The sequence below is a fragment of the Massilia sp. DWR3-1-1 genome (assembly GCF_049898325.1).
Taxonomy (GTDB): domain Bacteria; phylum Pseudomonadota; class Gammaproteobacteria; order Burkholderiales; family Burkholderiaceae_D; genus JAFCUW01.
Window position 1 is genome coordinate 20,793 of the sequence record NZ_JAFCXL010000025.1, and the last position, 20,177, is coordinate 40,969.

Genomic DNA, 20,177 nt, shown 5'->3' on the forward strand with positions numbered 1-20,177 from the left:
GCGCGCGTCGGCGCGTCGGCGCGTCGGGGGGGCGCGCTAGCCCGGCACGGCTGAAAGCGCCGTCGCCCCTGCCGGCACAGCCTCTTACAGGCCCAGCGCCGACAGCCCCGGATGATCGTCCGGCCGGCGTCCCAGCGGCCAGCGGAATTTGCGGTCCGCCTCCTTGATCGGCAGATCGTTGATGCAGGCGAAGCGCCGCGTCATCAGCCCGTCGGCGCCGAATTCCCAGTTCTCGTTGCCGTAGGAGCGAAACCAGTTGCCGGCGTCGTCATGCCATTCGTAGGCGTAACGGACGGCGATGCGATTGTCGGCGAAGGCCCATAGTTCCTTGATCAGGCGGTAATCGAGTTCCTTGTTCCACTTACGCTCTAGAAAGGCCTGGGCCTCTGCGCGATTTTGGATGAATTCGGCCCGGTTGCGCCACGTCGTGTCGACGCTGTAGGCGCTGGCGACTTTTTGGGCGTCGCGGCTGTTCCAGCCATCTTCGGCCAGGCGCACCTTCAAGGTGGCGGTCTCGGTGTTAAATGGCGGCAATGGTGGACGGACTTCAGCTTGCATTTTTTACCCTGCTGGAAAAATGGACGGACGGTCAGACCTGTACGAGCGACCTGTTCGGCTGAAAGTGTATTACCAGGGAGGTAATAAGGACAAGTAAAATCCTGCCTCGATCCGGGCCGCGAACGCCGCCCGGGTGCTACAGGGGGCGCCTTATTGCGCTTGCAGTGCCGTGACGGCGTAGCCTTTTTCGGCGATCTGCGCGGCGACATGGTCCAGGTGGTAGGTCGCCAGCTGGTCGGCAGTGTCGTCGAGTTCAACCGCTTTCGCTTCGACTTCCCAGTCGGTATTGGTGGCCTCTTCCGGGATGTTGCGCGTTTCAGGCACAGCCAGGTAGCTGAATTTGCCGTCGTGTTCGGCTCTGCGGTAAATGTCCAGGCGCATAATGGTTCCTTGATTGAGGGTTTGTCGAGTCCGGTCTGCCGGGTGAGTCCGGATGTCAGGATTTATCTTACGCGCAATCGACATTTTCGTGCGTTAGGCACGGCAGGCACCCGATCAGCGGCTCGACTGGCCGCCGCGCAGCACCCGCGCCGGCAGCATCACGATCGCCTTGAGCAGATCGAAGACGGCATCGACGGTGATGCCGATCAGCCGGAACGGCAGCAGCAACAGCCAGGCAATGGGATAGAGGATCAGGGCCAGCAAGGCCAGCGGCCAGCACAGGAACAAGACCAGCAGCCACAGCAGAAAACTGAACATCGCACACTCCCTCGAACAGATTGGAAAGAGTTCAGGATAAATTCAGGCGGGCGGCGACGCAAAGCGCTTGCGATGAACGGCGCGCCGGCATGCCCAGGGGGCGCAAACGGCCGATGAACGCAAGCGCCCTGCCCGCTACCTGGACGCTTACTGGCCCAGGCAGATGATCTTGGTGTTGTATTCTTTGGCGTTGGGCTTCTTGCTGCTCGACCAGTCGATCGCTTCCTGCGCCTCGGCCACCGTCATGATGGTGGCCTTGTCCTTGTTCTTGATGAACGAGACCCCCTCGAACTTGCCGTCCTTGCCCCGCATGACCTTGGCGAAAACGGGGGGCTTGGTATCGCCGTCGGCGATCTTGTTTTGCTGGACGAGGTAACGCTGGTCGAGGTTTTCCATGACGGTGCTTAAAATAAGGTTCAATCCCGTATTTTAAGCGATTGGCCGGCCGCTTATGCGAATACCGGACTGCGGCCGACGGGGGCGATCGCCGCCGCCGCGTCCACGGCCACGGTGACCCGCATGCTGGCCTGCAATGAGGGCAGCGAACCGCCGCAGCGGTAGGAGAAGCTGACGTCGATGATGTCGCCCACGCGCGCGGGCAAGGGATCGGCCAGCGGCATCGTCATGTAATGGTTGAGCCAGTCAATGGTGCTCGATTCTTCCGCCACCACCGCCAGGATGTTCTTGGTGATGAAGCGCAGGGCGTTGAGCGTGCCCGCCTTTTCGACGCGGAATTGCCCTTGCCAGCTCACCAGGGTATCTTGCGGCTGGCTGAAATCCATCACGCTATAGACCGCCGGCGCCGACAGTTCGATGGTGCCGGGATGAATCACGTTGGTTTCCTGGAATTGCACGATGGGCGCATAAAAGCCCTCGAAGTCGTATTCCTGCTGCAGGGGCTGGACCGCCATGATGACGGCCTCGGGCAGGAAGATGGGCAGCGGCCCGCCGAACCTGGCGAGATAGCGGCGCTTGAACGATTCCATCACCTCGACCTGCTTTTCACGCAGCATGCCCACGTGGATCATTTCGCAAATGACCACGTCGACGGGTTCGGGTGGCAGGTATTCGAAGGCGTCGGCATGGACCACTTCGACTTTTTCGCCGTTCGGGTTCATCGCCAGCATCTTGCGCGCTTCCTTGACCATGTCGGGATTGAACTCGACGCACCACACTTTCGATGCCTTGGCGGCGGCGAACCACGACAGCACGCCCGTGCCACCACCGAGTTCGAGCACCCTGGCGCCCGGCTTGACGGCGTAGTTGATCGCCGATTTGAAGCCGTGCATGCGATTCTGGTCCATCAGCATATTGTGATGGTAATGAACCGGGATGAATTGGCCCAGGTAGCAAGACTCGATTTCGCGTTCGTTCAGCATGGTGTCCTCGTGGTGCAGGCCGGCGGTGTCGCCGAGCGTGGTTGTCAGTTCGTCAGGCTATTATCGCGAGTAAGTCGATGCTTCATTGCGAGGAGTTTGCCGGTCTTTACCTGCCAGTTCGCCCGATGCAATATGGGTGTGCGCTACCGCCCCGCCCCGCCATGGCGGGAAATCGCCGCGGCGATCCGGGGCTTTTCGGCCCGCAGCGCAATTTGCGCGGCGCTCAATTGCTCGCTATTGGTCAGCGTGGTGTCGGCGCCCGCTTCGAGCAGGGTCGTCACCGTCGCCTCCTGGCCTTCGCGGGCGGCCAGCATCAGCGCGGTAAAGCCGGCCGGCGCGCGCGCGTCGACGGCCGCGCCCCTGGCCAGCAGCAAGCGCGTAATGGCGTCGTCGCCGCCCGCGGCGGCGAAGTGCAGCGCGTTCCAGCCGGCCCGGTTGATGCGGGCGCCCCGGGCCAGCAGCGCTTCGACCGCCGCCCGGTTGCCCTTGTAAGCCGCCATCATCAGCGCGGTATTGCCGTTCGGCGCCTGCGCTTCCAGGTCCACGCCGGGCAAGGCGATCAGGCTGGCGGCGACCTCGGTGGCGCCTTCGCGCAGCGCCACGATCAGGCCCGGCTCGCCGCTGCGGGGATCGGCCTGGTTGGGATTGACCACCTGGCCGGCAATCATCTTTTGCACCGTTTTGGCGTCGTCCATCTGCACGGAGCGGAAATAGCGGGTCAGTTCGTCCGTGCCGGGCGCCCGGGCGGCCCCGGCCAGGCCCGCCTGCGCCGCCAACAGCAGGGCCAAGACCGTACGCTTGATTAGAATTTGCATGAGATAATCACCGCATCACGTTGAAAAGATTTAAGAAATTATCTGTCGTCTGGCGCGCCACCTGGTCGAGCGGCAGGTCCTTCAGGGTGGCGATATATTCCGCCACGTGGCGTACATAGCCGGGTTCGTTCATGCGGCCCCGGAACGGCACCGGCGCCAGGTAGGGCGAGTCGGTCTCGATCAGCATGCGCTCGAGCGGCACCGCTTGCGCCACCGCCTGCAAATCCTTGGCGCTTTTAAAGGTGACGATGCCGGAAAAGGAAATATAAAACCCCATGGCGATGGCCGCTTCGGCCACCTCGAGCGACTCCGTAAAACAGTGCATGACGCCGCCCACGCCGCCCTGGTCGGTGCCGGCGCCCTCTTCCTGCAGCAGGCGGATGGTGTCCGCGCTGGCCGAGCGGGTGTGAATAATCAGGGGCTTACGGGTGATTCTTGATGCTTTGATGTGGGTTCGGAAACGTTCGCGCTGCCATTCGAGGTCGCCCTCGAGCCGGTAATAATCGAGCCCCGTTTCCCCGATGGCGATGATTTTCGGGTGGTCGGCAAGTTTGACCAGCAGTTCAACGGTCGGTTCCGGCGTGTCCGCATAATCGGGGTGCACGCCGACCGAAGCATAGATGTGGGGATATTGCTCGGCCAAAGCCAGCACTTGCGGAAAGTCCGGCAGGTCGACCGACACGCACAGCGCGTGGGTGACGCGGTTTTCGGCCATCCTGGCCAGCAGTTCGGGCATGCGAGCGGCCAGCTCGGGGAAATTGATGTGGCAGTGGGAGTCGATATACATGGGGTGATTGTAGCCCGGCGCCATGGTTCACGCCAGCGCGCCGCCCCTCAGTCGACGCGCTTGCCCACGATGATCAGGTCGCGCTCGACGCCGTCGAGGTTGGCGACGCGGGGCAGATGGGCCCAGGTGGCAAAACCGAACTTGGCGAACAGGGCCAGGCTGGCCGCATTGTGGCCAAAGATGAAGCCCAGCAGCGAATGGACGGCGATCTGCGGCGCGTGCTCGATCGCCGCTTGCAGGCAATATTTGCCGATGCCCTTGCCGCGCCACTGCTCGGCAATATAGATCGACACCTCGGCCGTGCCCGAGTAAGCCGGGCGGCCGTAGAAATTCGAGTACGACATCCAGCCCACAATCGCCGGCGCGGCGCTGGCGTCGTCGGCCGCGTGGAGTACCCACAAGGGCCGGCGATCGCTTTCGTGGGCGTCGAACCACGGTTCGCGCGAGGCCACGCTCACCGGCTCCGTGTCGGCCGTCACTTCGCGCGAAGCGATGGTGGAATTGTAGATCTCGACAATGGCGGGCAGGTCGGAGCGAAGGGCGATGCGGTGGACGTAGGACGGCATGAGAGAGAAAGGAAAGGACAGTAAAAGTGAGGGCGCCCGCGGCGGCGCCTATAAAGTGTGGGTGGCGCGCGAGGAACGCAGGGCGGCGCCGAGGATTTCTTCGATGCGCAGCCTGGCGCGCTGGCCCGTTTCGTCGTCGGGAAAATGCACGCCGATGCCCTGCGCCTTGTTGTTGTTGGCCGCCGCCGGCGTGATCCAGACCACCTTGCCGGCGATCGGGTACTTGTTGGGGTCGTCCATCAGGGCCAGGATCAGGTAGATTTCGTCGCCGATCTTGTACGGCTTGGCAGTGGGCACGAACACCCCGCCGTTTTTCAGGAATGGCATATAGGCGGCGTACAGGGCCGCTTTTTCCTTGATGGCAAGCGACAATACCGATGGCCGTGGGGCCGCGGCTGCGCTCGCATCAGTGGGGTTGCCAGTCATTCCATTCCTTTCAGCTACCTCAGGAGCAATTTACAGTGTAATCAAGCAGCATCGCTTCGACAAACAGTTTCGGCGACAGGGGGTGGTCCGAGGTGGCCCGACGTTCATTGGTACTCTTGATCGCTTGCAACAACTTCGCAGTGTGCACCGTGGCGGACAAGGCTGCAAGTTCGTTCTGGTGGCGGGGATAGTAACGGATCCTGCCCGACAGTTTGAAGGACAGCAGGTCGTACAGCCACCGTTGCTGCCAAGAAACCAGTGTCGACAAGGCCGTCTTGCTCAATTTGTCGGCATGTTTGAGGGCCGCTTCCGCGCTGGGGCGCGCCAGCACGCCCAGCAGCAGTTCGAGGTCGTCGCGGTTGCCCGCCTCCGACTGGGCCAGCGCCGCCAGCGGTGCGCCGCCCTGCTCGCGCAGCCAGCTGTCGGCGTCGGCTGCGCCCAGGCCCTGCTGTTGCAGCCAGGCCTGGCCGGCAGCGTTGTCGGGCAAGGGCAAGGCGAACTTGCGGCAGCGCGACAGGATGGTGGGCAGCAGCCGGTCCAGGCCGTTCGAGGCCAGCAGGAACACGGTCCCCGGCGGCGGCTCTTCCAGGGTTTTCAGCAGGGCGTTCGAGGCCGGCGTGTTGAGCGCTTCGGCCGGGTACAGCACCACCACCCGCAAGCCCTGGCGGTGGGTGGAAATGTTCATGAAATCGGCCAGTTGGCGGATCTGCTCGATCTTGATGTCCTTCGACGGCGTCTTGGCCGCCTTGCCCTTCTTGCCCTCGTCGGCGCCCTCGTCGCCTTCGCCGGCGCCGTCGTCTTCCAGCGCTTCCGGGCGCACGCGGCGGTAATCGGGGTGATTGTGCTGGACGAACCAGCCGCAGGAGGCGCAGGTGCCGCAGGCAAAGCCGTCCGGCCGGACGTTTTCGCACAGCAGCGACTGGGCAAAGGCCTCGATGAAGTGGGCCTTGCCCGTGCCCGCTTCGCCATGAAACAGCAGCGCATGCGGCAAACGTTCACGCAAGACTTGAAGTTGTTGCCAGGCGCCTGCGTGCCAGGGATAGATGCTGCTATTCATAATCGATTCAATCACTTGCGACCTGTTTTGAATGTACTGCGCGAAGCCGAAAAGCGGGCGCGCCGATTACAGTTCAAGTAAGTTCTCAATAATGGCGGTGAGGCGCGCGCGGGTGTCGGCGATGCTCCTGGTCGAGTCGACCACCACGATGCGGTCGGGAAACTGGGCGGCGCGGCGCAGGTATTCCTGGCGGCAGTTGGCGAAAAACGTGGTTTGCTCCTGCTCGAACTTGTCGAGCGTGCGGGTGGCGTCGAGGCGGGCGCGGGCGATGTCGAGCGGCACATCGAACAGCAGCGTCAGCGCCGGCTGCAGGTGCGGATGGACCCACTGCTCGAGCGCTTCGAGCTTGGCCACGTCGAGACCGCGCCCCCCGCCCTGGTAGGCGAAACTGGCGTCGCTGAAGCGGTCGGAAATGACCCAGTCGCCACGCTGCAGGGCCGGCTCGATGACCTGGGCCAGGTGCTCGCGGCGGCTGGCGAACATCAGCAGCGCCTCGGTTTCCAGGTGCATCTTCTGATGCAGCAGCACTTCGCGCAAGGCCTCGCCCAGCGGGGTGCCGCCCGGCTCGCGTGAACTGACGACGGTTTTGCCGTGCGCCTTGAGCAAGTCGGCGACGAAGTCGATGTGGGTCGACTTGCCGGCGCCGTCGATCCCTTCAAAGGTGATGAATTTGCCCGGCAGCGCGGTCGATGCTGATAAATGACTTGTCATGCGTACTTAGCGTTGGAATCGGTTGACGGCGTTGTTATGCTCGTTCAGATTGGTGGAAAACTTGCTGGTGCCATCGCCCCGCGAGACGAAATACAGGGCGGCCGTCTGGGCCGGCTGCAAGGCTGCTTCGAGCGACTCGCGCCCCGGCAGGGCAATCGGCGTGGGCGGCAAGCCGCCCCGCGTATAGGTATTGTACGGGGTGTCCGTTTCCAGGTCGCGCTTGCGGATGCGCCCCGTGTACTTGGCGCCCATGCCGTAGATGACGGTGGGGTCGGTTTGCAGCAGCATGCCGGTTTTCAGGCGGTTGACGAACACGCCGGCGATCATGGCCCGCTCGGACTTCTGCCCAGTTTCTTTTTCGACAATCGAGGCCATCGTCAGCGCCTGGTAGGGCGTGATGTAGGGCAAGCTGGGGTCGCGTTTTTTCCAGGCAGTGTCTAGTTGCGACAGCAACATCGCGTGCGCCTGCTTGTAGATCTGCATGTCGGGCGAGCCCTTGGCGAACAAATAGGTGTCCGGGAAAAACAGGCCTTCCGGCACCTTGAAGTCGGACGACAGTTTGCTCATCAGCTCGGCGTCGGACAAATTCACCGTTTCGTGGCGCAGCCCCTCGTTGGCGGCCACCGCCGCGCGCATCTGGCGGAAGGTCCAGCCTTCGATGATGGTCAGCGATTCCTGCGCGAATTCACCGCGCACGAGCTGGTCGAGCAGGCGCCGGGGCGAACTGCCCGGCTTGAGCTCATAACTGCCGGCCTTGATGCGGCCCGCTTTCTGGGTGATCCGCGCCAGCACGGAAAACAGCCAGGGATTGAGCGGAACGCCCGCCTCGGCAATCTGCTGCGAGGCGGCGCCCACGCTGCTGCCGGCGAGCACGGTGAACGGCAGCGGCGCGCCGCCACTGGTCAAGGGCTGCTTGGCCCACCAGCTGAAGGCGACCGCGCCGAGCGCGGCGGCCACAGTGCCTGTGACGAGAAGTTTTTTAATGAAGCCCATGCGTGTTCTTTTGGTTTCGGGGGGTGTCCGGCGCGATTGGCGCGACATCTTTATAATGAACCCACAATGATAATGCTTTACATAGAAAGTATTCAGGAAAATATGGATCACTGGAATGATTACCTGACGGAACATCTGGCAGGCCCGCGCGACCCCGCAGGCGGCGATGATACCGTGCCTGCGCCCGCCTGCGCTGCCCCGCTGGACGCGGCGCAGCTGGCGGCCGGCTTTGTCGCCGTCATCGACGGCCTGGGCCTGATCGGCGTCGACGGCGACGATGCCGCCAGCTTCCTGCACAATCAGCTGACCAACGATGTGCTGCACCTGGGCACGGGCGAAGCGCGGCTGGCCGGCTATTGCTCGCCGAAAGGCCGTCTGCAGGCAAGCATGCTGGCCTGGCGTTCGCCTGAGACCGTGTTCCTGTTGCTGCCGCGCGAGCTGCAGGCGAGTTTGCAAAAGCGCCTGTCGATGTTCGTCATGCGCGCCAAGGCGCGACTGCGCGACGCGGGCGAAGGCGTGGTCACGCTGGGCGTGGGTGGCGCGGGCGCGGAAGCGGCCCTGCGCGAGGTACTGGGCGTGCTGCCTGGCGGCCCCTACGGCAAAAACGACTCGGACGCGGGCACCGTGATCCGGGTGGCCGACGCCTTCGGCGCCCCCCGGTTCCTGTGGCTGACCACCGCCAGCGCCGCCCGCGCCGCCATCGACGGCCTGCGCGCGCGCCTGGCGTTCGGCGGCGACCAGGCCTGGGCCCTGTCGTCGATCCACGCGGGGGTGCCGCTGATCACCGTGAAAACCCAGGACCAGTTCGTGCCGCAAATGGTCAATTTCGAGCTGCTGGGCGGGGTCAACTTCAAAAAAGGCTGCTATCCGGGCCAGGAAATCGTCGCCCGCAGCCAGTACCTGGGCAAGCTCAAGCGCCGCACCGCGCTGGCCAGCATCGGCGCGCAGGCGCAGGCGGGTGACGAGGTGTTCGCCGACAGCGATCCCGGCCAGCCCTGCGGCATGATCGTCAACGCCCAGCCCAATGGCAACGGCGACGGGGTCGATGTGCTGGTCGAGCTGAAACTGGCGGTGCTGGACGGCGCCGCCGTGCACCTGGGCGCGCCTGGCGGCCCCGTGCTGCGCTTTCTCACCATGCCCTACCCGCTCGACGCCATCGAGGTCTGAGCCATGTCCACCGGCTCCATCGACCTGTACGTGTATTACCAGGTGGCCGACGCCGATGCGCCGACCCTGCGCGCGCGCGTGGGCGCCATGCAGGCGGGCCTGGGCCGGGGCCAGCTCAAGCGGCGGCCCGGTTCCAGCGACGGCCGCCAGACCTGGATGGAAGTCTATCCGGCGGTGGCGCCCGCGTTTCTTGACGAGCTCGCCGCAGCCGTGGCCGCGGCTGCGCTGGCGGCGGCGGGGATCGGCGACCGCCACACTGAAATATTTACCGATCTGGCCCCGATGGAAGCTGCCCCATGTGCCTGATTGTTTTTGCCTGGCAAGTGGTGCCCGGTGCGCCGCTGGTGGCGTGCGCCAACCGCGACGAGTTCTATGACCGCCCCGCCCGCGCCGCCGCGCCGTGGCCGGAACACCCCGCCATCTACGCCGGCCGCGACCTGCAGGGGGGCGGCAGCTGGATGGGCATCACCACGCAAGAGGCGGGCGGGCGCTTTGCCGCACTGACGAATATCCGCGCCCCGGGCGAGCGCCGGCCTGATGCGCCCTCGCGCGGTGCACTGGTGGCCGATTTCCTGGCCGGCGGGCTGTCCGCTCCCGACTATCTCGCCAGCATCGCCGCCACCGCCCCGGGCTACAACGGCTTTAACCTGGTGCTGGGCGACCGCCACGGCTTGTACTGGTACTCGAACCGGGCGCAGGGGGACAGCCGCAACGGCCAGCCGCTGGCGCCCGGCATCTACGGCATTTCGAATGGCCTTCTGGACGCGCCATGGCCGAAGGTGGTGCGCACCAAGGCGCAGTTCGCCAGCCTGCTGTGCCAGGGGGCGCCCGAGGCGGCGTATTTCGAGATGCTGTCCGACACCACGCGCGCGCCTGACCTGCGCCTGCCCGACACCGGCATCGACATCGGTCTCGAGCGCACCTTGTCGGCTGTCTGCATCGAGTCGCCCGGCTACGGTACCCGCACCTCGACGGTGGTGACGCTGTATGCCGACGCCCCGCCCCGGCTGCACGAAAAAGTGCTGCAGTAGGCGGGGGCTGAAGCCGTCGAGCCCGTCAGAGCTTTCAGGCCCGTCAGGCTTCTCAGGCCCGTCAGGCCTCTCAGGCCCGTCAGGGCTCTCAGGCCCGTCAGGGCTCTCAGGCCCGTCAGGCCTCTTAGGCCCGTCAGGCCTCTTAGGCCCGTCAGGCCTCTTAGGCCCGTCAGGCCTTTCAGGCCTGACGCATCTTCGCCCGCAGCATGTCGCGGATATGCGGGGTGGCGGCGTAGGGGTCGGCCGGATTCCTGCCGTGCACGATGTCTTCCATGCGCGTGCCCACGTGGCCCAGCGCGCCCGGGTGCGAGTAGATGTAGAACTGGCCGTCCGCGATCGCCTCGAAGGTCAGGCGGGCCACGTCGCCGGCCGACACCTTGCCCGACTCGACCGCCTTGACCGTCATCGCCTGCGCCGCCATCTGGCTGGCGGTGGGGCCGGCCGTCATCTTGACGTCGGCCGGGCGGTTGCGGTGCGATTGCGAAATCCCGGTCGGCACAAAATACGGGCACAGGACGGAGGCGCCGATGGGCGCTTCGACCAGTTGCAAATCGTGGTACAGGGTTTCGCTCAGGCTTACCACCGCGTGTTTCGACACATTGTAGACGCCCATCGTGGGGGCATTGAGCAGCCCGGCCATCGAAGCGGTGTTGACGATATGGCCCTGGTAGCCGGGCTCGCTGGCGGCGCAGGCGAGCATCAGCGGCGTGAACACGCGCACGCCGTGGATGACGCCCCAGAGATTGACGCCCAGCACCCATTCCCAGTCGGCGACGGAGTTTTCCCAGATCAGTCCGCCCGAGCCCACGCCGGCATTATTAAACAGCAGGTGCACGGCGCCGTAGCGGGCCATGGTGGCGTCGGCCAGCGCCTGCACCTGCTCGCCCTTGCGCACGTCGCACACTTGCGTGATGACTTCGGCGCCGGCGGCGGCCAGTTCGGCCCCGGTCTGCTCGAGGGTGTCGAGTTGTACATCGGCCAGCACCAGTTTCATGCCCAGGCTGTGCGCGTGCAGGGCGAATTCACGGCCCAGGCCACTGGCGCCGCCCGTGATGACAGCCACTTTGCCACTGAAATTTTGCATGGTTTGTTTCTCCTCAGACGGCGGACACGCCGCCGTCGATGGCCAGGGTCTGGCCGGTAATGTGCTTGCCAGCATCCGATGCGAACAGGATGGTGGCCCCTTTCATGTCTTCGGCGTCGCCGATGCGGCCCAGCGGGGCGCCGCGCGCAAGCTGCTCTTCGCCGAGGGCGGCCAGCACCCCCTTGGTCATTTTTGACGGGAAAAAGCCGGGCGCGATGGCGTTGACGGTGATGCCGTAGGCGCCCCATTCGCCCGCCAGGGTGCGGGTAAAGTTGATGACCGCCGCCTTCGAGGTGTTGTAGGCGATGGTTTTCATGGTGCCCGGCGGATTGCCGGACAAGCCCGCGATGGAGGCGATATTGATGATCCGGCCATAGCCGCGCGGAATCATCGAAGCCTTGCCCACCGCTTGGCTCATCAGGAAAATGCTGCGCACGTTCAGGTTCATCACCTTGTCCCACGCTTCCACCGGGTGCGCTTCGGCGGGCGCGCCCCAGGTGGCGCCCGCGTTATTGATCAGGATGTCGATGTGGCCCAGCGTGGCCATGGCATGCGCCACCAGCGCATCGACGTGCGTTGCCTCGGCCAGGTCGGCGGCGAAGGCGCTGGCCTCGATGCCGAGGCTGGCCAGGTGGGCGACTGCCTCGTCCAGTTCGGACTGCTTGCGCGACGACAAGACGATACGCGCGCCCTGCTCGCCCAGTGCTTCGGCCATCTGCAGGCCCAGGCCGCGCGAGCCGCCCGTGATCAGCGCGGTCTTGCCTTGCAAGGAAAATAATTTTTGTGTCGTACGCATCTCAGACCTCGTAATCCATGCACTGGCGCGCTTCGCGCACGGCGCCGATAAAGGGCTTGACCGCCTCGTGGGTGGGGTGGGCGGCGTAGGCGTCGAGCGCAGCCTTGTCGGTAAATTCCGAGTAGAGCACCACGTCATAGCTGGCCTCCAGGCCCGGCTGGGCCAGGCTCACTTCGAAGTGCACGATGCCCGGCACGATGGCGGCGCACTGCTCGAGTCGGCGCTTCATCTCGACGGCGTTGGCGGCGCGGTCGGCCCCCTCGGCGTGCTCCTTCAATTTCCACATGACGATGTGTTTAAGCATGTTGTCTCCTTGATTGTTATTCGAATTAATTTAAAACCAGGCGTCCTGCATATCGAGCGTGGTGGTGTCGATGCTGGCCAGCAGGGCCAGTTGCGGCGCCACCCTGGGCAGCTCCCAGTTGAAGAAATAGCGGCAGGCTTGCAGCTTGCCGCGGTAAAAATCGAGTTCGGTGGCGGTCGGCCCGGCGGCGGCCAGCGCGCGCGCTGCCACCTGCGCCTGTTGCAGCCAGATCCAGGCGACGACGATGTGGCCGGCCGCTTCCAGGTAGAGGCTGGCGTTGGCCAGCGTCTTGTTCAGGTCGCCCGTGCCGTACAGTGCGGCGGTGACCGTCGCCAGCGAAGCCCAGGCCGCTTCGAGCTGCTCGGCATACGGCAGCAGTTCGGTGACCGCCTCGGCGCGCACGGCGGCGATGCTGGCGGCGAGCGCCGCGCCGACGGCCTTGAACAGGGCGCCGTCGTCGATTCGCACCTTGCGGCCCAGCAAATCGAGCCCGTGGATGCCGTGGGTGCCCTCGTGGATGGGGTTGAGGCGGTTGTCGCGATAGAACTGCTCGACATTGTATTCACGGGTGTAGCCGTAGCCGCCGTGGACCTGAATGGCCAGGCTGTTCGCCTCGACGCACCATTGCGAGGGCCAGGACTTGGCGATCGGCGTGAGAAAGTCGAGTAACTGGCCGGCGCCGTGCCGCGCCTCGGGGGTGGGCGCCGTGTTCTGCTCGTCAACCAGGCGGGCGCAGTACAGCACCAGGCCCAGCGCCCCTTCCACGTAGGCTTTTTGCGCCAGCAGCATGCGCCGCACATCGGTGTGGGCGATGATCGCCAGCGGCAGCCGGGCCGGGTCCTTCTCGGCCGGGTGGCGGCCCTGGGGGCGGTTGCGGGCGTAATCGAGCGCGTGCAGGTAGCCCGTCACGCCCAGCACGGCAGCGCCCAGGCCGACGCCGATGCGCGCTTCGTTCATCATGTGAAACATGTTCGCCAGGCCCTGGTGGGCATTGCCGACCAGGTAGCCGATGGCGCCCGCCTTGCCCTGCGGCGTAAATTTGCCTTCGCCGAAGTTGAGCAGGCAATTGGTGGTGCCGCGGTTCCCCATCTTGTGGTTCAGGCCGGCCAGCACGACGTCGTTGCGCGCGGCCGGTTTGCCGTGCTCGTCGAGCAGGAATTTCGGCACGATGAACAGTGAGATGCCCCGCGTGCCGGGGATCAGCTTGCCGTCCGGGCCGGGAATCTTGGCCAGCACCAGGTGGACGATGTTGCCAGCGAGCTCGTGCTCGCCCGCGGAAATCCACATCTTGTTGCCGGTCAGGCGGTACTGGCGCTCGCCGTCGGGGCCGTCGACAGGATCGGGCGTGGCGCGCGTCGTGATGTCCGACAGGCTCGAGCCCGCCTGCGGCTCGGACAAGCACATGGTGCCGAAGAATTCACCGGCGAACATCGGCTTGACGAACTGCGCGACCTGGCGCGGCGTGCCCGTCTTGAGCAGGGTGTTGGCGTTGGCGATGGTGAGGAAGATATACGCCGAGGTGGCCACATTGGCCGCCGTGAACCAGGCGGCAACAGCTTTTTCCACCACCGACGGCAACTGCATGCCGCCCGCTTCATAGTCCTGGCCGGCCGCCATCAGCCCGGCGGCGCTGTAGGTGTCGAGCGCCACCTTGACCTGGGCAATCATGGTGACGGTGGCGCCGTCGAAGCTGGGCTCGTCCTTGTCGGCGAGCTTGTTGTGGGGGGCGAACAGGTCGGTGGCGATCTGCTGGGCGATGTCGATGGCGGCGCCGAAGGTTTCGCGGCTGTGGTCGGCGAAACGGGGGCGCTCGGTCAGCGTCTCGACGGCCAGCCATTCGAACAGCAGGAAGTCGAGGTCGCGGCGGGAAAGAATGGTCGAGGAGATGGCGGGAGACACGGTGGGAGAAACGGTCGAGGACATGGCGGCTCGCGGAAAAACGGCGTTAGCACCAGGCCGGCAAACGTGCCTGGCGCACAAGCGCCGGGCACGCAGGCGCCCGGCGCACTCCTGCAGGCGCGAGCGCCTGCACGGGTGGGATCAGAGCACCTCGAACAGGCCGGCAGCGCCCTGGCCGCCGCCGATGCACATCGTTACCACCACGTATTTGACGCCGCGCCGCTTGCCTTCGATCAGCGCGTGGCCCACCAGGCGGGCGCCTGACACGCCGTAAGGATGGCCGACGGCAATCGCGCCGCCGTTGACGTTGAGCCGGTCCATGGGGATGCCCAGGGTGTCGGCGCAGTACAGCACCTGGACCGCGAAAGCCTCGTTCAGTTCCCACAGGCCGATGTCGGACACGGCCAGGCCCGCCCGCTTGAGCAGCTTGGGCACCGCGTAGACGGGGCCGATGCCCATTTCGTCGGGCTCGCAGCCGGCCACGGCGAAGCCGCGGAACACCCCCAGCGGGGCGATGCCGCGATCACGCGCGAGGTCGCCGCGCATCACGATGGCCACCGAGGCGCCGTCGGAAAACTGGCTGGCGTTGCCGGCGGTAATGACGCCGCCCGCTTGTGCCGGCCGGATCTTCGCCACGCCCTCGAGCGTGGTGTCTTCGCGGATGCCTTCGTCGGACGACACCGTCACTTCGCGCGTGAGCAGCATGCCGCTGGCCTTGTCGGCCACGCCCATGATGGTGGTCAGTGGCACGATTTCGCGGTCGAAGCGGCCGTTGGCGCGCGCCTCCGAGGCGCGCTGCTGGCTTTGTACGCCGTAGGCATCCTGGCGCTCGCGGCTGATGCCGTAGCGCTGGGCCACCGTCTCGGCCGTTTGCAGCATGGGCCAGTACAGGGCCGGCTTGTGCTGCTTGAGCCACACTTCGGCGAGCATGTGGCGGTTCATTTCCTGCTGCACGCACGAGATCGATTCGACGCCGCCAGCGGCGAACACATCGCCCTCACCGGCAATGATGCGCTGGGCCGCCAGGGCGATCGTCTGCAGGCCGGAGGAACAGAAGCGGTTGACCGTCATGCCGGGCACCGAGACGGGGCAACCGGCGCGCAGGGCGATCTGGCGGCCGATGTTGGCGCCGGTGGCGCCTTCCGGGTTGGCGCAGCCGATGATCACGTCCTCAAGGTCACCGGGGGCGATGCCGGCCCGCTCGATGGCGGCGGCCAGCACGTGGCCGCCCAGCGTGGCGCCGTGGGTCATGTTGAACCCGCCCTTCCACGATTTGGCCAAGCCCGTGCGGGCAGTCGATACGATGACAGCGTCAAGCATACAAGTCTCCTGGATGTGGGAATATTTTCAAATGAGAATAGCACAATTAAGTACGGTCGTTCGCAAAATAATTGCGGAACAAATCGGCCCGTGGCGGGGTCTGAATCGTGTCGGACGATGATGTGAGAGTCAAGCGGAGGCCGTGCAAGCTTGTCGTAAGGTTCGCGGTACACACTGCGAATCGACGGACCCCTTGTTCAATAGTTACGATTGAAAAAATATGGGGCCGGCAAATGCTTCTAAAATTACATAATCGGAGACAAGCATGGCAACCACACCCGGCATGACCGCTGGCGGACACAAAGCAGCAACGTCCGCAGGCATGACCAAGGAAGAACGCAAGGTCATTTTCGCGTCCTCACTCGGCACCGTTTTCGAATGGTACGATTTTTATCTGTACGGCTCGCTCGCCGCCATCATCGGCAAACAATTCTTCAAGGGCGACCCCACCACCTCCTTCATTTTTGCGCTGCTCACCTTCGCCGCCGGCTTCATCGTGCGCCCGTTCGGCGCGCTGGTGTTCGGTCGCCTGGGCGACATGATCGGCCGCAAATACACCTTCCTGATCACCATCCTGATCATGGGCGCCTCCACCTTCATCGTCGGCCTGCTGCCAAACTATGATGCAATCGGCATCGCCGCACCGATCATCCTGGTGTCGCTGCGCGTGCTGCAGGGCCTGGCCCTGGGTGGCGAATACGGTGGCGCCGCCACCTACGTCGCCGAACATGCGCCGGAAGGCAAGCGGGGCTTCTTCACCTCGTGGATCCAGACCACCGCCACGATGGGCCTGTTCCTGTCGCTGCTGGTCATTCTCGGCACCCGTACGGCCATGGGCGAAGACGCCTTCCAGGCCTGGGGCTGGCGCGTGCCGTTCCTGGTGTCGGTGCTGCTGCTCGGCGTGTCCGTCTGGATCCGCCTGTCGATGAACGAGTCGCCCGCCTTCACCAAGATGAAGGCCGAAGGCAAAACTTCGAAGGCGCCGCTTACCGAATCGTTCCTGCAACCGCGCAACGCCAAGATCGTGTTCCTGGCGCTGGTCGGCCTGACCATGGGCCAGGCAGTGGTGTGGTACACGGGCCAGTTCTACGCCCTGTTCTTCCTGACCCAGACGCTCAAGGTCGATGGCCCCACCGCCAACATCCTGATCGCCATCGCGCTGGCCCTGGCGACGCCGTTCTTCGTCATTTTCGGCAGCCTGTCCGATAAAATCGGCCGCAAGTGGATCATCCTGGGCGGTTGCCTGATCGCCGCTGCCACGTACTTCCCGATCTTCGGCGCCATCACCCACTACGCCAACCCGGCGCTGGAAACGGCTCTGAAAAACTCGCCAGTGACCGTGGTGGCCGATCCGGCAACCTGCAACTTCCAGTTCAACCCCACCGGTACCGCCAAGTTCCCGTCCTCGTGCGACATCGCCACCGGCATCCTGACGGGCGCCTCGGTCAACTACACCCGGCAGGACGCGCCCGCTGGCACCATCGCCACCGTCAAGGTCGGCGACAAGGTCATCACCTCGTTCAACGCCAGCATGGACGCCGCCGGCCTGAACTTCGACGCCGCCAGCAAGAAGCAGGAAGCTGCGCTGAAAGCTGAAGTGGGCGGCGCCGTCAAAGCGGCCGGCTATCCCGCCAAGGCCGATCCGGCTCAGATCAACAAGCCGATGACGGTATTGTTCCTGTTCATCCTGGTGCTGTACGTCACCATGGTGTACGGTCCGATCGCCGCCATGCTGGTTGAAATGTTCCCGACCCGCATCCGCTACACCTCGATGTCGCTGCCATACCACATCGGTAACGGCTGGTTCGGCGGCCTGCTGCCTACCATCACGTTCGCGATGGTGGCCTTCAAGGGCGACATTTATTATGGCCTGTGGTATCCGATCATCATCGCCCTGATCACGGTCGTCATCGGTGGCCTGTTCGTTCGTGAAACCAAAGACAACGACATCTACGCCGCCGATTAAATCGGGTGCCAGTTTGTCGTAATTAGTTAGAAATAATAAAAATGCCGCTGGCGACAGCGGCATTTTTTTCGTCCATTCGGCATCGCGCCTACGCAGGCGTGATGCCCCTGCCTTGCGGTGCGAGCCGGTGCTGGCTGTTGCGGGTTCTTGTCGGCGTCGCCGCACAAGCCTTGCAGGCGCGGCGGCGCTCGTGCGGGGTGTTGGGCATGCCCGTGCGGGCATCAGCTTGCTTCGCGCCGCTGCAGCACACGCTGTGCGCCCACGCGACAGGGGCGCTCATGTCAATCCAACTGCTTGCCTGACGCCATGCCACCGCGCAAAGGCGTGGTCGAGCTCACTGAAGGGCGGCAAGGGGCGGTGCAGGCGCGAGCAACAGTGAACGCTGCATGCGCCATGAAAAAAGCTGGCGGGACCGCCATCGCGATCCCACCAGCTTTCTTGCCCTGCATCGGCCTGTTACTCCACTTGCGAGAGGCGCACGCCGCAGCGAAGGCGCCCCCGCCTCACTCGTTGAAGCGCTTGCCCTCAGCGACCAGCTTGACCAGCAAGGGCGCAGGCGTCCAGGCGTCGCCGTGGCGGCCTTTGGCATAGCGCTCGATGGCGGCCTTGACCTTGTACAGGCCCACCGTGTCGGCGTAGAACATGGGGCCGCCACGGAACACGGGGAAGCCGTAGCCCGTCAGGTAGACCATGTCGATGTCGGAGGCGCGCATGGCGATGCCCTCTTCCAGGATGTGCGCGCCTTCATTGACCAGCGAATAGACCAGGCGCTCAACGATCTCTTCGTCGGAAATCTTGCGGCGCTCGACACCGATGTCGACCGAGTGCTGGACGATCATCGCGTTGACGGCGGCATTCGGGTAGGCCTTGCGGTCGCCCGGCTTGTAGTCGTACCAGCCGGCACCCGTCTTCTGGCCGTAGCGCCCCATTTCGCACAGCAGGTCTGCCGTCTTCGAATACACGATCGCTGGTTTTTCCACGTAACGGCGCTTGCGGATGGCCCAGCCGATGTCGTTGCCGGCCAGGTCGCCCATGCGGAACGGCCCCATGGCAAAGCCGAATTTCTCGACCGCCTTGTCGACCTGCTCGGGCAGGCAGCCTTCTTCCAGCAGGAAGCCGGCCTGGCGGCTGTATTGCTCGATCATGCGGTTGCCGATGAAGCCGTCGCACACGCCCGACACCACGCCGGTTTTCTTCAGCTTTTTCGACAGCGCCAGCGTGGTGGCCAGCACATCCTTGGCGGTGTGCTTGCCGCGCACGATTTCCAGCAGCTTCATGACGTTGGCGGGACTGAAAAAGTGGGTGCCGACGACATCCTGCGGGCGCTGGGTGAAAGCGGCGATGCGGTCCAGGTCCAGCGTCGACGTGTTGGAGGCGAGAATGGCGCCCGGCTTCATCACGCGGTCGAGCTGCTCGAACACGGCTTGCTTGACGCCCATTTCTTCGAATACGGCCTCGATCACGATGTCGGCCTGGCCGATGTCCTCGTACTGCAAGGTGCCGCTGATCAAGCCCACGCGCTGGTCGAATTTCTCCTGCGTCAGCTTGCCCTTCTTCATGGTGTTCTCGTAATTCTTGCGGATCGTCGCCATGCCCTTGTCGAGCGCTTCCTGGCGCGTTTCCAGCAGGATCACGGGAATGCCCGCATTGGCGAAATTCATGGCGATGCCGCCGCCCATGGTGCCGGCGCCGACGATGGCGGCCTGCTTGATGCTGCGCACGGGGGTATCGGCTGGCACATCCGGCAATTTGCTGGCGCTGCGCTCGGCGAAAAAGGCGTGGCGCAGGGCTTTCGATTCGCTCGTCTGGGCCAGGTGCAAGAAGCGCTCGCGCTCGAATTTCAGGCCATCGTCGAACTTGCGGGTGACCGAGGCGGCCACCGTTTCCACGCACTCGAGGGGCGCCGGATAGGGGCCCGCCATGGCCTTGACGGTGTTGCGGGTAAATTGCAGGAAGGCTTCGTGGTTCGGGTAGTCGACCTTGCGATCGCGCACTTTCGGCAGGGGCCGCACGGCCGCCACGCTTTCGGCGTAGGCCACCGCCTCGGCGATCAGTTGGGCATCGGCGGCAAACAGCTTGTCGAACAGGGGCGTGTCGGCCAACTGCTCCGATGGCACGAAGGCGCCCGACACCACCATGTTCAGGGCCCGCTCCAGGCCGATCAGGCGGGGCAGGCGCTGGGTGCCGCCCGCGCCCGGCAACAGGCCCAGTTTGACTTCCGGCAGCGCAATCTGGGCGCCCGGCAGGGCGACGCGGTAGTTGCAACCGAGCGCCAGCTCGAGGCCGCCCCCCATGCAGACGCTGTGAATGGCGGCAATGGTCGGCTTGGTCGATGCTTCGACGACGCTGATCAGGGTGTGCAGGGTGGGCTCGGTGAGCGCCTTGGGCGAATTGAATTCCTTGATGTCGGCGCCGCCCGAAAAGGCCTTGCCGGCACCCGTGATCACGATGGCCTCGACGGCGTCGTCGGCCTGGGCCCGGTTGACCGCTTCGACGGCCGCGGTGCGCGTCGCCAGCCCCAGGCCGTTGACGGGCGGATTGTTCAAGGTGATGACAGCAACCTTGCCATTGACGACGTAATCAGCGCTCATGTTTTTCCTTTGTCAGTTGACTCGCAAT

22 protein-coding genes are annotated in these 20,177 nt (G+C 64.7%); 4 read left to right on the forward strand and 18 right to left on the reverse strand.

The genetic code is table 11. The features are described from left to right. Positions 1-84 precede the first annotated feature (84 nt). The 12 genes from ACP7EY_RS20920 to mltG all read right to left on the reverse strand — a co-directional run bounded on the left by ACP7EY_RS20920 (position 85) and on the right by mltG (position 7,991). Entirely contained in the window at positions 85-558 is a 474-nt protein-coding gene (locus ACP7EY_RS20920) for a DUF1348 family protein (RefSeq protein ID WP_426197051.1), read from the reverse strand. 150 nt (positions 559-708) lie between these two features. Beyond that, positions 709-939: a DUF6139 family protein gene (locus tag ACP7EY_RS20925; RefSeq protein WP_426197053.1), complete on the reverse strand. Its 231-nt coding sequence runs from the start codon at positions 937-939 to the stop codon at positions 709-711. A gap of 114 nt (positions 940-1,053) precedes the next feature. Continuing rightward, a complete protein-coding gene (locus ACP7EY_RS20930) occupies positions 1,054-1,257 on the reverse strand; it encodes a hypothetical protein (RefSeq protein WP_426197055.1) in 204 nt (67 codons plus the stop codon). A gap of 147 nt (positions 1,258-1,404) precedes the next feature. After that, positions 1,405-1,677, reverse strand: a complete 273-nt coding sequence (locus tag ACP7EY_RS20935) for a hypothetical protein (protein ID WP_426197057.1) — start codon at positions 1,675-1,677, stop codon at positions 1,405-1,407. 29 nt (positions 1,678-1,706) lie between these two features. Next, complete coding sequence (locus ACP7EY_RS20940) at positions 1,707-2,636, reverse strand: methyltransferase domain-containing protein (protein ID WP_426197059.1); 930 nt, start codon at positions 2,634-2,636, stop codon at positions 1,707-1,709. Positions 2,637-2,779: 143 nt separating this feature from the next. Then, positions 2,780-3,424, reverse strand: a complete 645-nt coding sequence (locus ACP7EY_RS20945; RefSeq protein ID WP_426197061.1) for an ankyrin repeat domain-containing protein — start codon at positions 3,422-3,424, stop codon at positions 2,780-2,782. Between the two features lie 34 nt (positions 3,425-3,458). Continuing rightward, positions 3,459-4,238 carry a TatD family hydrolase gene (locus ACP7EY_RS20950; RefSeq protein WP_426197063.1) on the reverse strand — a complete coding sequence of 260 codons (780 nt, stop codon included), beginning with the start codon at positions 4,236-4,238 and terminating at the stop codon, positions 3,459-3,461. Between the two features lie 47 nt (positions 4,239-4,285). Beyond that, on the reverse strand, positions 4,286-4,804 hold the full coding sequence (locus ACP7EY_RS20955) for a GNAT family N-acetyltransferase (protein WP_426197065.1): 519 nt from the start codon (positions 4,802-4,804) through the stop codon (positions 4,286-4,288). Between the two features lie 48 nt (positions 4,805-4,852). Next, on the reverse strand, positions 4,853-5,230 hold the full coding sequence (locus ACP7EY_RS20960; RefSeq protein ID WP_426197067.1) for a PilZ domain-containing protein: 378 nt from the start codon (positions 5,228-5,230) through the stop codon (positions 4,853-4,855). A 19-nt stretch (positions 5,231-5,249) separates the two neighbouring features. Further along, a complete protein-coding gene (gene holB / locus ACP7EY_RS20965) occupies positions 5,250-6,287 on the reverse strand; it encodes a DNA polymerase III subunit delta' (protein ID WP_426197069.1) in 1,038 nt (345 codons plus the stop codon). A 66-nt stretch (positions 6,288-6,353) separates the two neighbouring features. Then, positions 6,354-6,998: a dTMP kinase gene (gene tmk, locus ACP7EY_RS20970; RefSeq protein ID WP_426197071.1), complete on the reverse strand. Its 645-nt coding sequence runs from the start codon at positions 6,996-6,998 to the stop codon at positions 6,354-6,356. A gap of 6 nt (positions 6,999-7,004) precedes the next feature. After that, on the reverse strand, positions 7,005-7,991 hold the full coding sequence (mltG, locus tag ACP7EY_RS20975) for an endolytic transglycosylase MltG (protein ID WP_426197073.1): 987 nt from the start codon (positions 7,989-7,991) through the stop codon (positions 7,005-7,007). A gap of 102 nt (positions 7,992-8,093) precedes the next feature. Here mltG and ACP7EY_RS20980 point away from each other — a divergent pair, with 102 nt between their 5' ends. Genes ACP7EY_RS20980 through ACP7EY_RS20990 form a run of 3 tightly spaced genes read left to right on the forward strand, consistent with a single transcriptional unit; the run spans position 8,094 to position 10,189 of the window. Beyond that, complete coding sequence (locus tag ACP7EY_RS20980; RefSeq protein WP_426197075.1) at positions 8,094-9,158, forward strand: YgfZ/GcvT domain-containing protein; 1,065 nt, start codon at positions 8,094-8,096, stop codon at positions 9,156-9,158. Between the two features lie 3 nt (positions 9,159-9,161). Next, on the forward strand, positions 9,162-9,464 hold the full coding sequence (locus ACP7EY_RS20985) for a DUF4936 family protein (RefSeq protein ID WP_426197076.1): 303 nt from the start codon (positions 9,162-9,164) through the stop codon (positions 9,462-9,464). After that, positions 9,455-10,189, forward strand: coding sequence for an NRDE family protein (locus tag ACP7EY_RS20990; protein WP_426197078.1), 735 nt, complete (start codon positions 9,455-9,457; stop codon positions 10,187-10,189). Before ACP7EY_RS20985 ends, ACP7EY_RS20990 begins: the two co-directional genes overlap by 10 nt. Positions 10,190-10,367: 178 nt before the next feature. Here the strand turns inward: ACP7EY_RS20990 and ACP7EY_RS20995 are convergent, their stop codons facing one another. The 5 genes from ACP7EY_RS20995 to ACP7EY_RS21015 all read right to left on the reverse strand — a co-directional run bounded on the left by ACP7EY_RS20995 (position 10,368) and on the right by ACP7EY_RS21015 (position 15,592). Then, positions 10,368-11,273 (reverse strand): SDR family oxidoreductase, encoded by a 906-nt coding sequence (locus ACP7EY_RS20995; protein ID WP_426197080.1) that lies wholly within the window; start codon positions 11,271-11,273, stop codon positions 10,368-10,370. 13 nt (positions 11,274-11,286) lie between these two features. Then, positions 11,287-12,069 carry an SDR family oxidoreductase gene (locus ACP7EY_RS21000; RefSeq protein ID WP_426197082.1) on the reverse strand — a complete coding sequence of 261 codons (783 nt, stop codon included), beginning with the start codon at positions 12,067-12,069 and terminating at the stop codon, positions 11,287-11,289. Between the two features lies 1 nt (position 12,070). After that, positions 12,071-12,373 (reverse strand): Dabb family protein, encoded by a 303-nt coding sequence (locus ACP7EY_RS21005; protein WP_426197084.1) that lies wholly within the window; start codon positions 12,371-12,373, stop codon positions 12,071-12,073. A gap of 30 nt (positions 12,374-12,403) precedes the next feature. After that, a complete protein-coding gene (locus ACP7EY_RS21010; protein ID WP_426197120.1) occupies positions 12,404-14,260 on the reverse strand; it encodes an acyl-CoA dehydrogenase in 1,857 nt (618 codons plus the stop codon). Between the two features lie 153 nt (positions 14,261-14,413). After that, positions 14,414-15,592, reverse strand: a complete 1,179-nt coding sequence (locus ACP7EY_RS21015) for an acetyl-CoA C-acyltransferase (protein ID WP_426197086.1) — start codon at positions 15,590-15,592, stop codon at positions 14,414-14,416. Positions 15,593-15,857: 265 nt separating this feature from the next. Here ACP7EY_RS21015 and ACP7EY_RS21020 point away from each other — a divergent pair, with 265 nt between their 5' ends. After that, positions 15,858-17,558 carry an MFS transporter gene (locus ACP7EY_RS21020; protein WP_426197088.1) on the forward strand — a complete coding sequence of 567 codons (1,701 nt, stop codon included), beginning with the start codon at positions 15,858-15,860 and terminating at the stop codon, positions 17,556-17,558. Positions 17,559-18,061: 503 nt separating this feature from the next. Here the strand turns inward: ACP7EY_RS21020 and ACP7EY_RS21025 are convergent. Further along, on the reverse strand, positions 18,062-20,149 hold the full coding sequence (locus tag ACP7EY_RS21025) for a 3-hydroxyacyl-CoA dehydrogenase NAD-binding domain-containing protein (RefSeq protein WP_426197090.1): 2,088 nt from the start codon (positions 20,147-20,149) through the stop codon (positions 18,062-18,064). Positions 20,150-20,177 lie beyond the last annotated feature (28 nt).

Coding starts and splice junctions, on each gene's coding strand:
- ACP7EY_RS20920 (WP_426197051.1), bottom strand. CDS start 558: ATGCAAGCTGAAGTCCGTCCACCATTGCCGCCATTTAACACCGAGACC.
- ACP7EY_RS20925 (WP_426197053.1), bottom strand. CDS start 939: ATGCGCCTGGACATTTACCGCAGAGCCGAACACGACGGCAAATTCAGC.
- ACP7EY_RS20930 (WP_426197055.1), bottom strand. CDS start 1,257: ATGTTCAGTTTTCTGCTGTGGCTGCTGGTCTTGTTCCTGTGCTGGCCG.
- ACP7EY_RS20940 (WP_426197059.1), bottom strand. CDS start 2,636: ATGCTGAACGAACGCGAAATCGAGTCTTGCTACCTGGGCCAATTCATC.
- ACP7EY_RS20950 (WP_426197063.1), bottom strand. CDS start 4,238: ATGTATATCGACTCCCACTGCCACATCAATTTCCCCGAGCTGGCCGCT.
- ACP7EY_RS20955 (WP_426197065.1), bottom strand. CDS start 4,804: ATGCCGTCCTACGTCCACCGCATCGCCCTTCGCTCCGACCTGCCCGCC.
- ACP7EY_RS20960 (WP_426197067.1), bottom strand. CDS start 5,230: ATGACTGGCAACCCCACTGATGCGAGCGCAGCCGCGGCCCCACGGCCA.
- holB (WP_426197069.1), bottom strand. CDS start 6,287: ATGAATAGCAGCATCTATCCCTGGCACGCAGGCGCCTGGCAACAACTT.
- tmk (WP_426197071.1), bottom strand. CDS start 6,998: ATGACAAGTCATTTATCAGCATCGACCGCGCTGCCGGGCAAATTCATC.
- mltG (WP_426197073.1), bottom strand. CDS start 7,991: ATGGGCTTCATTAAAAAACTTCTCGTCACAGGCACTGTGGCCGCCGCG.
- ACP7EY_RS20980 (WP_426197075.1), top strand. CDS start 8,094: ATGGATCACTGGAATGATTACCTGACGGAACATCTGGCAGGCCCGCGC.
- ACP7EY_RS20985 (WP_426197076.1), top strand. CDS start 9,162: ATGTCCACCGGCTCCATCGACCTGTACGTGTATTACCAGGTGGCCGAC.
- ACP7EY_RS20990 (WP_426197078.1), top strand. CDS start 9,455: ATGTGCCTGATTGTTTTTGCCTGGCAAGTGGTGCCCGGTGCGCCGCTG.
- ACP7EY_RS20995 (WP_426197080.1), bottom strand. CDS start 11,273: ATGCAAAATTTCAGTGGCAAAGTGGCTGTCATCACGGGCGGCGCCAGT.
- ACP7EY_RS21000 (WP_426197082.1), bottom strand. CDS start 12,069: ATGCGTACGACACAAAAATTATTTTCCTTGCAAGGCAAGACCGCGCTG.
- ACP7EY_RS21005 (WP_426197084.1), bottom strand. CDS start 12,373: ATGCTTAAACACATCGTCATGTGGAAATTGAAGGAGCACGCCGAGGGG.
- ACP7EY_RS21015 (WP_426197086.1), bottom strand. CDS start 15,592: ATGCTTGACGCTGTCATCGTATCGACTGCCCGCACGGGCTTGGCCAAA.
- ACP7EY_RS21020 (WP_426197088.1), top strand. CDS start 15,858: ATGGCAACCACACCCGGCATGACCGCTGGCGGACACAAAGCAGCAACG.
- ACP7EY_RS21025 (WP_426197090.1), bottom strand. CDS start 20,149: ATGAGCGCTGATTACGTCGTCAATGGCAAGGTTGCTGTCATCACCTTG.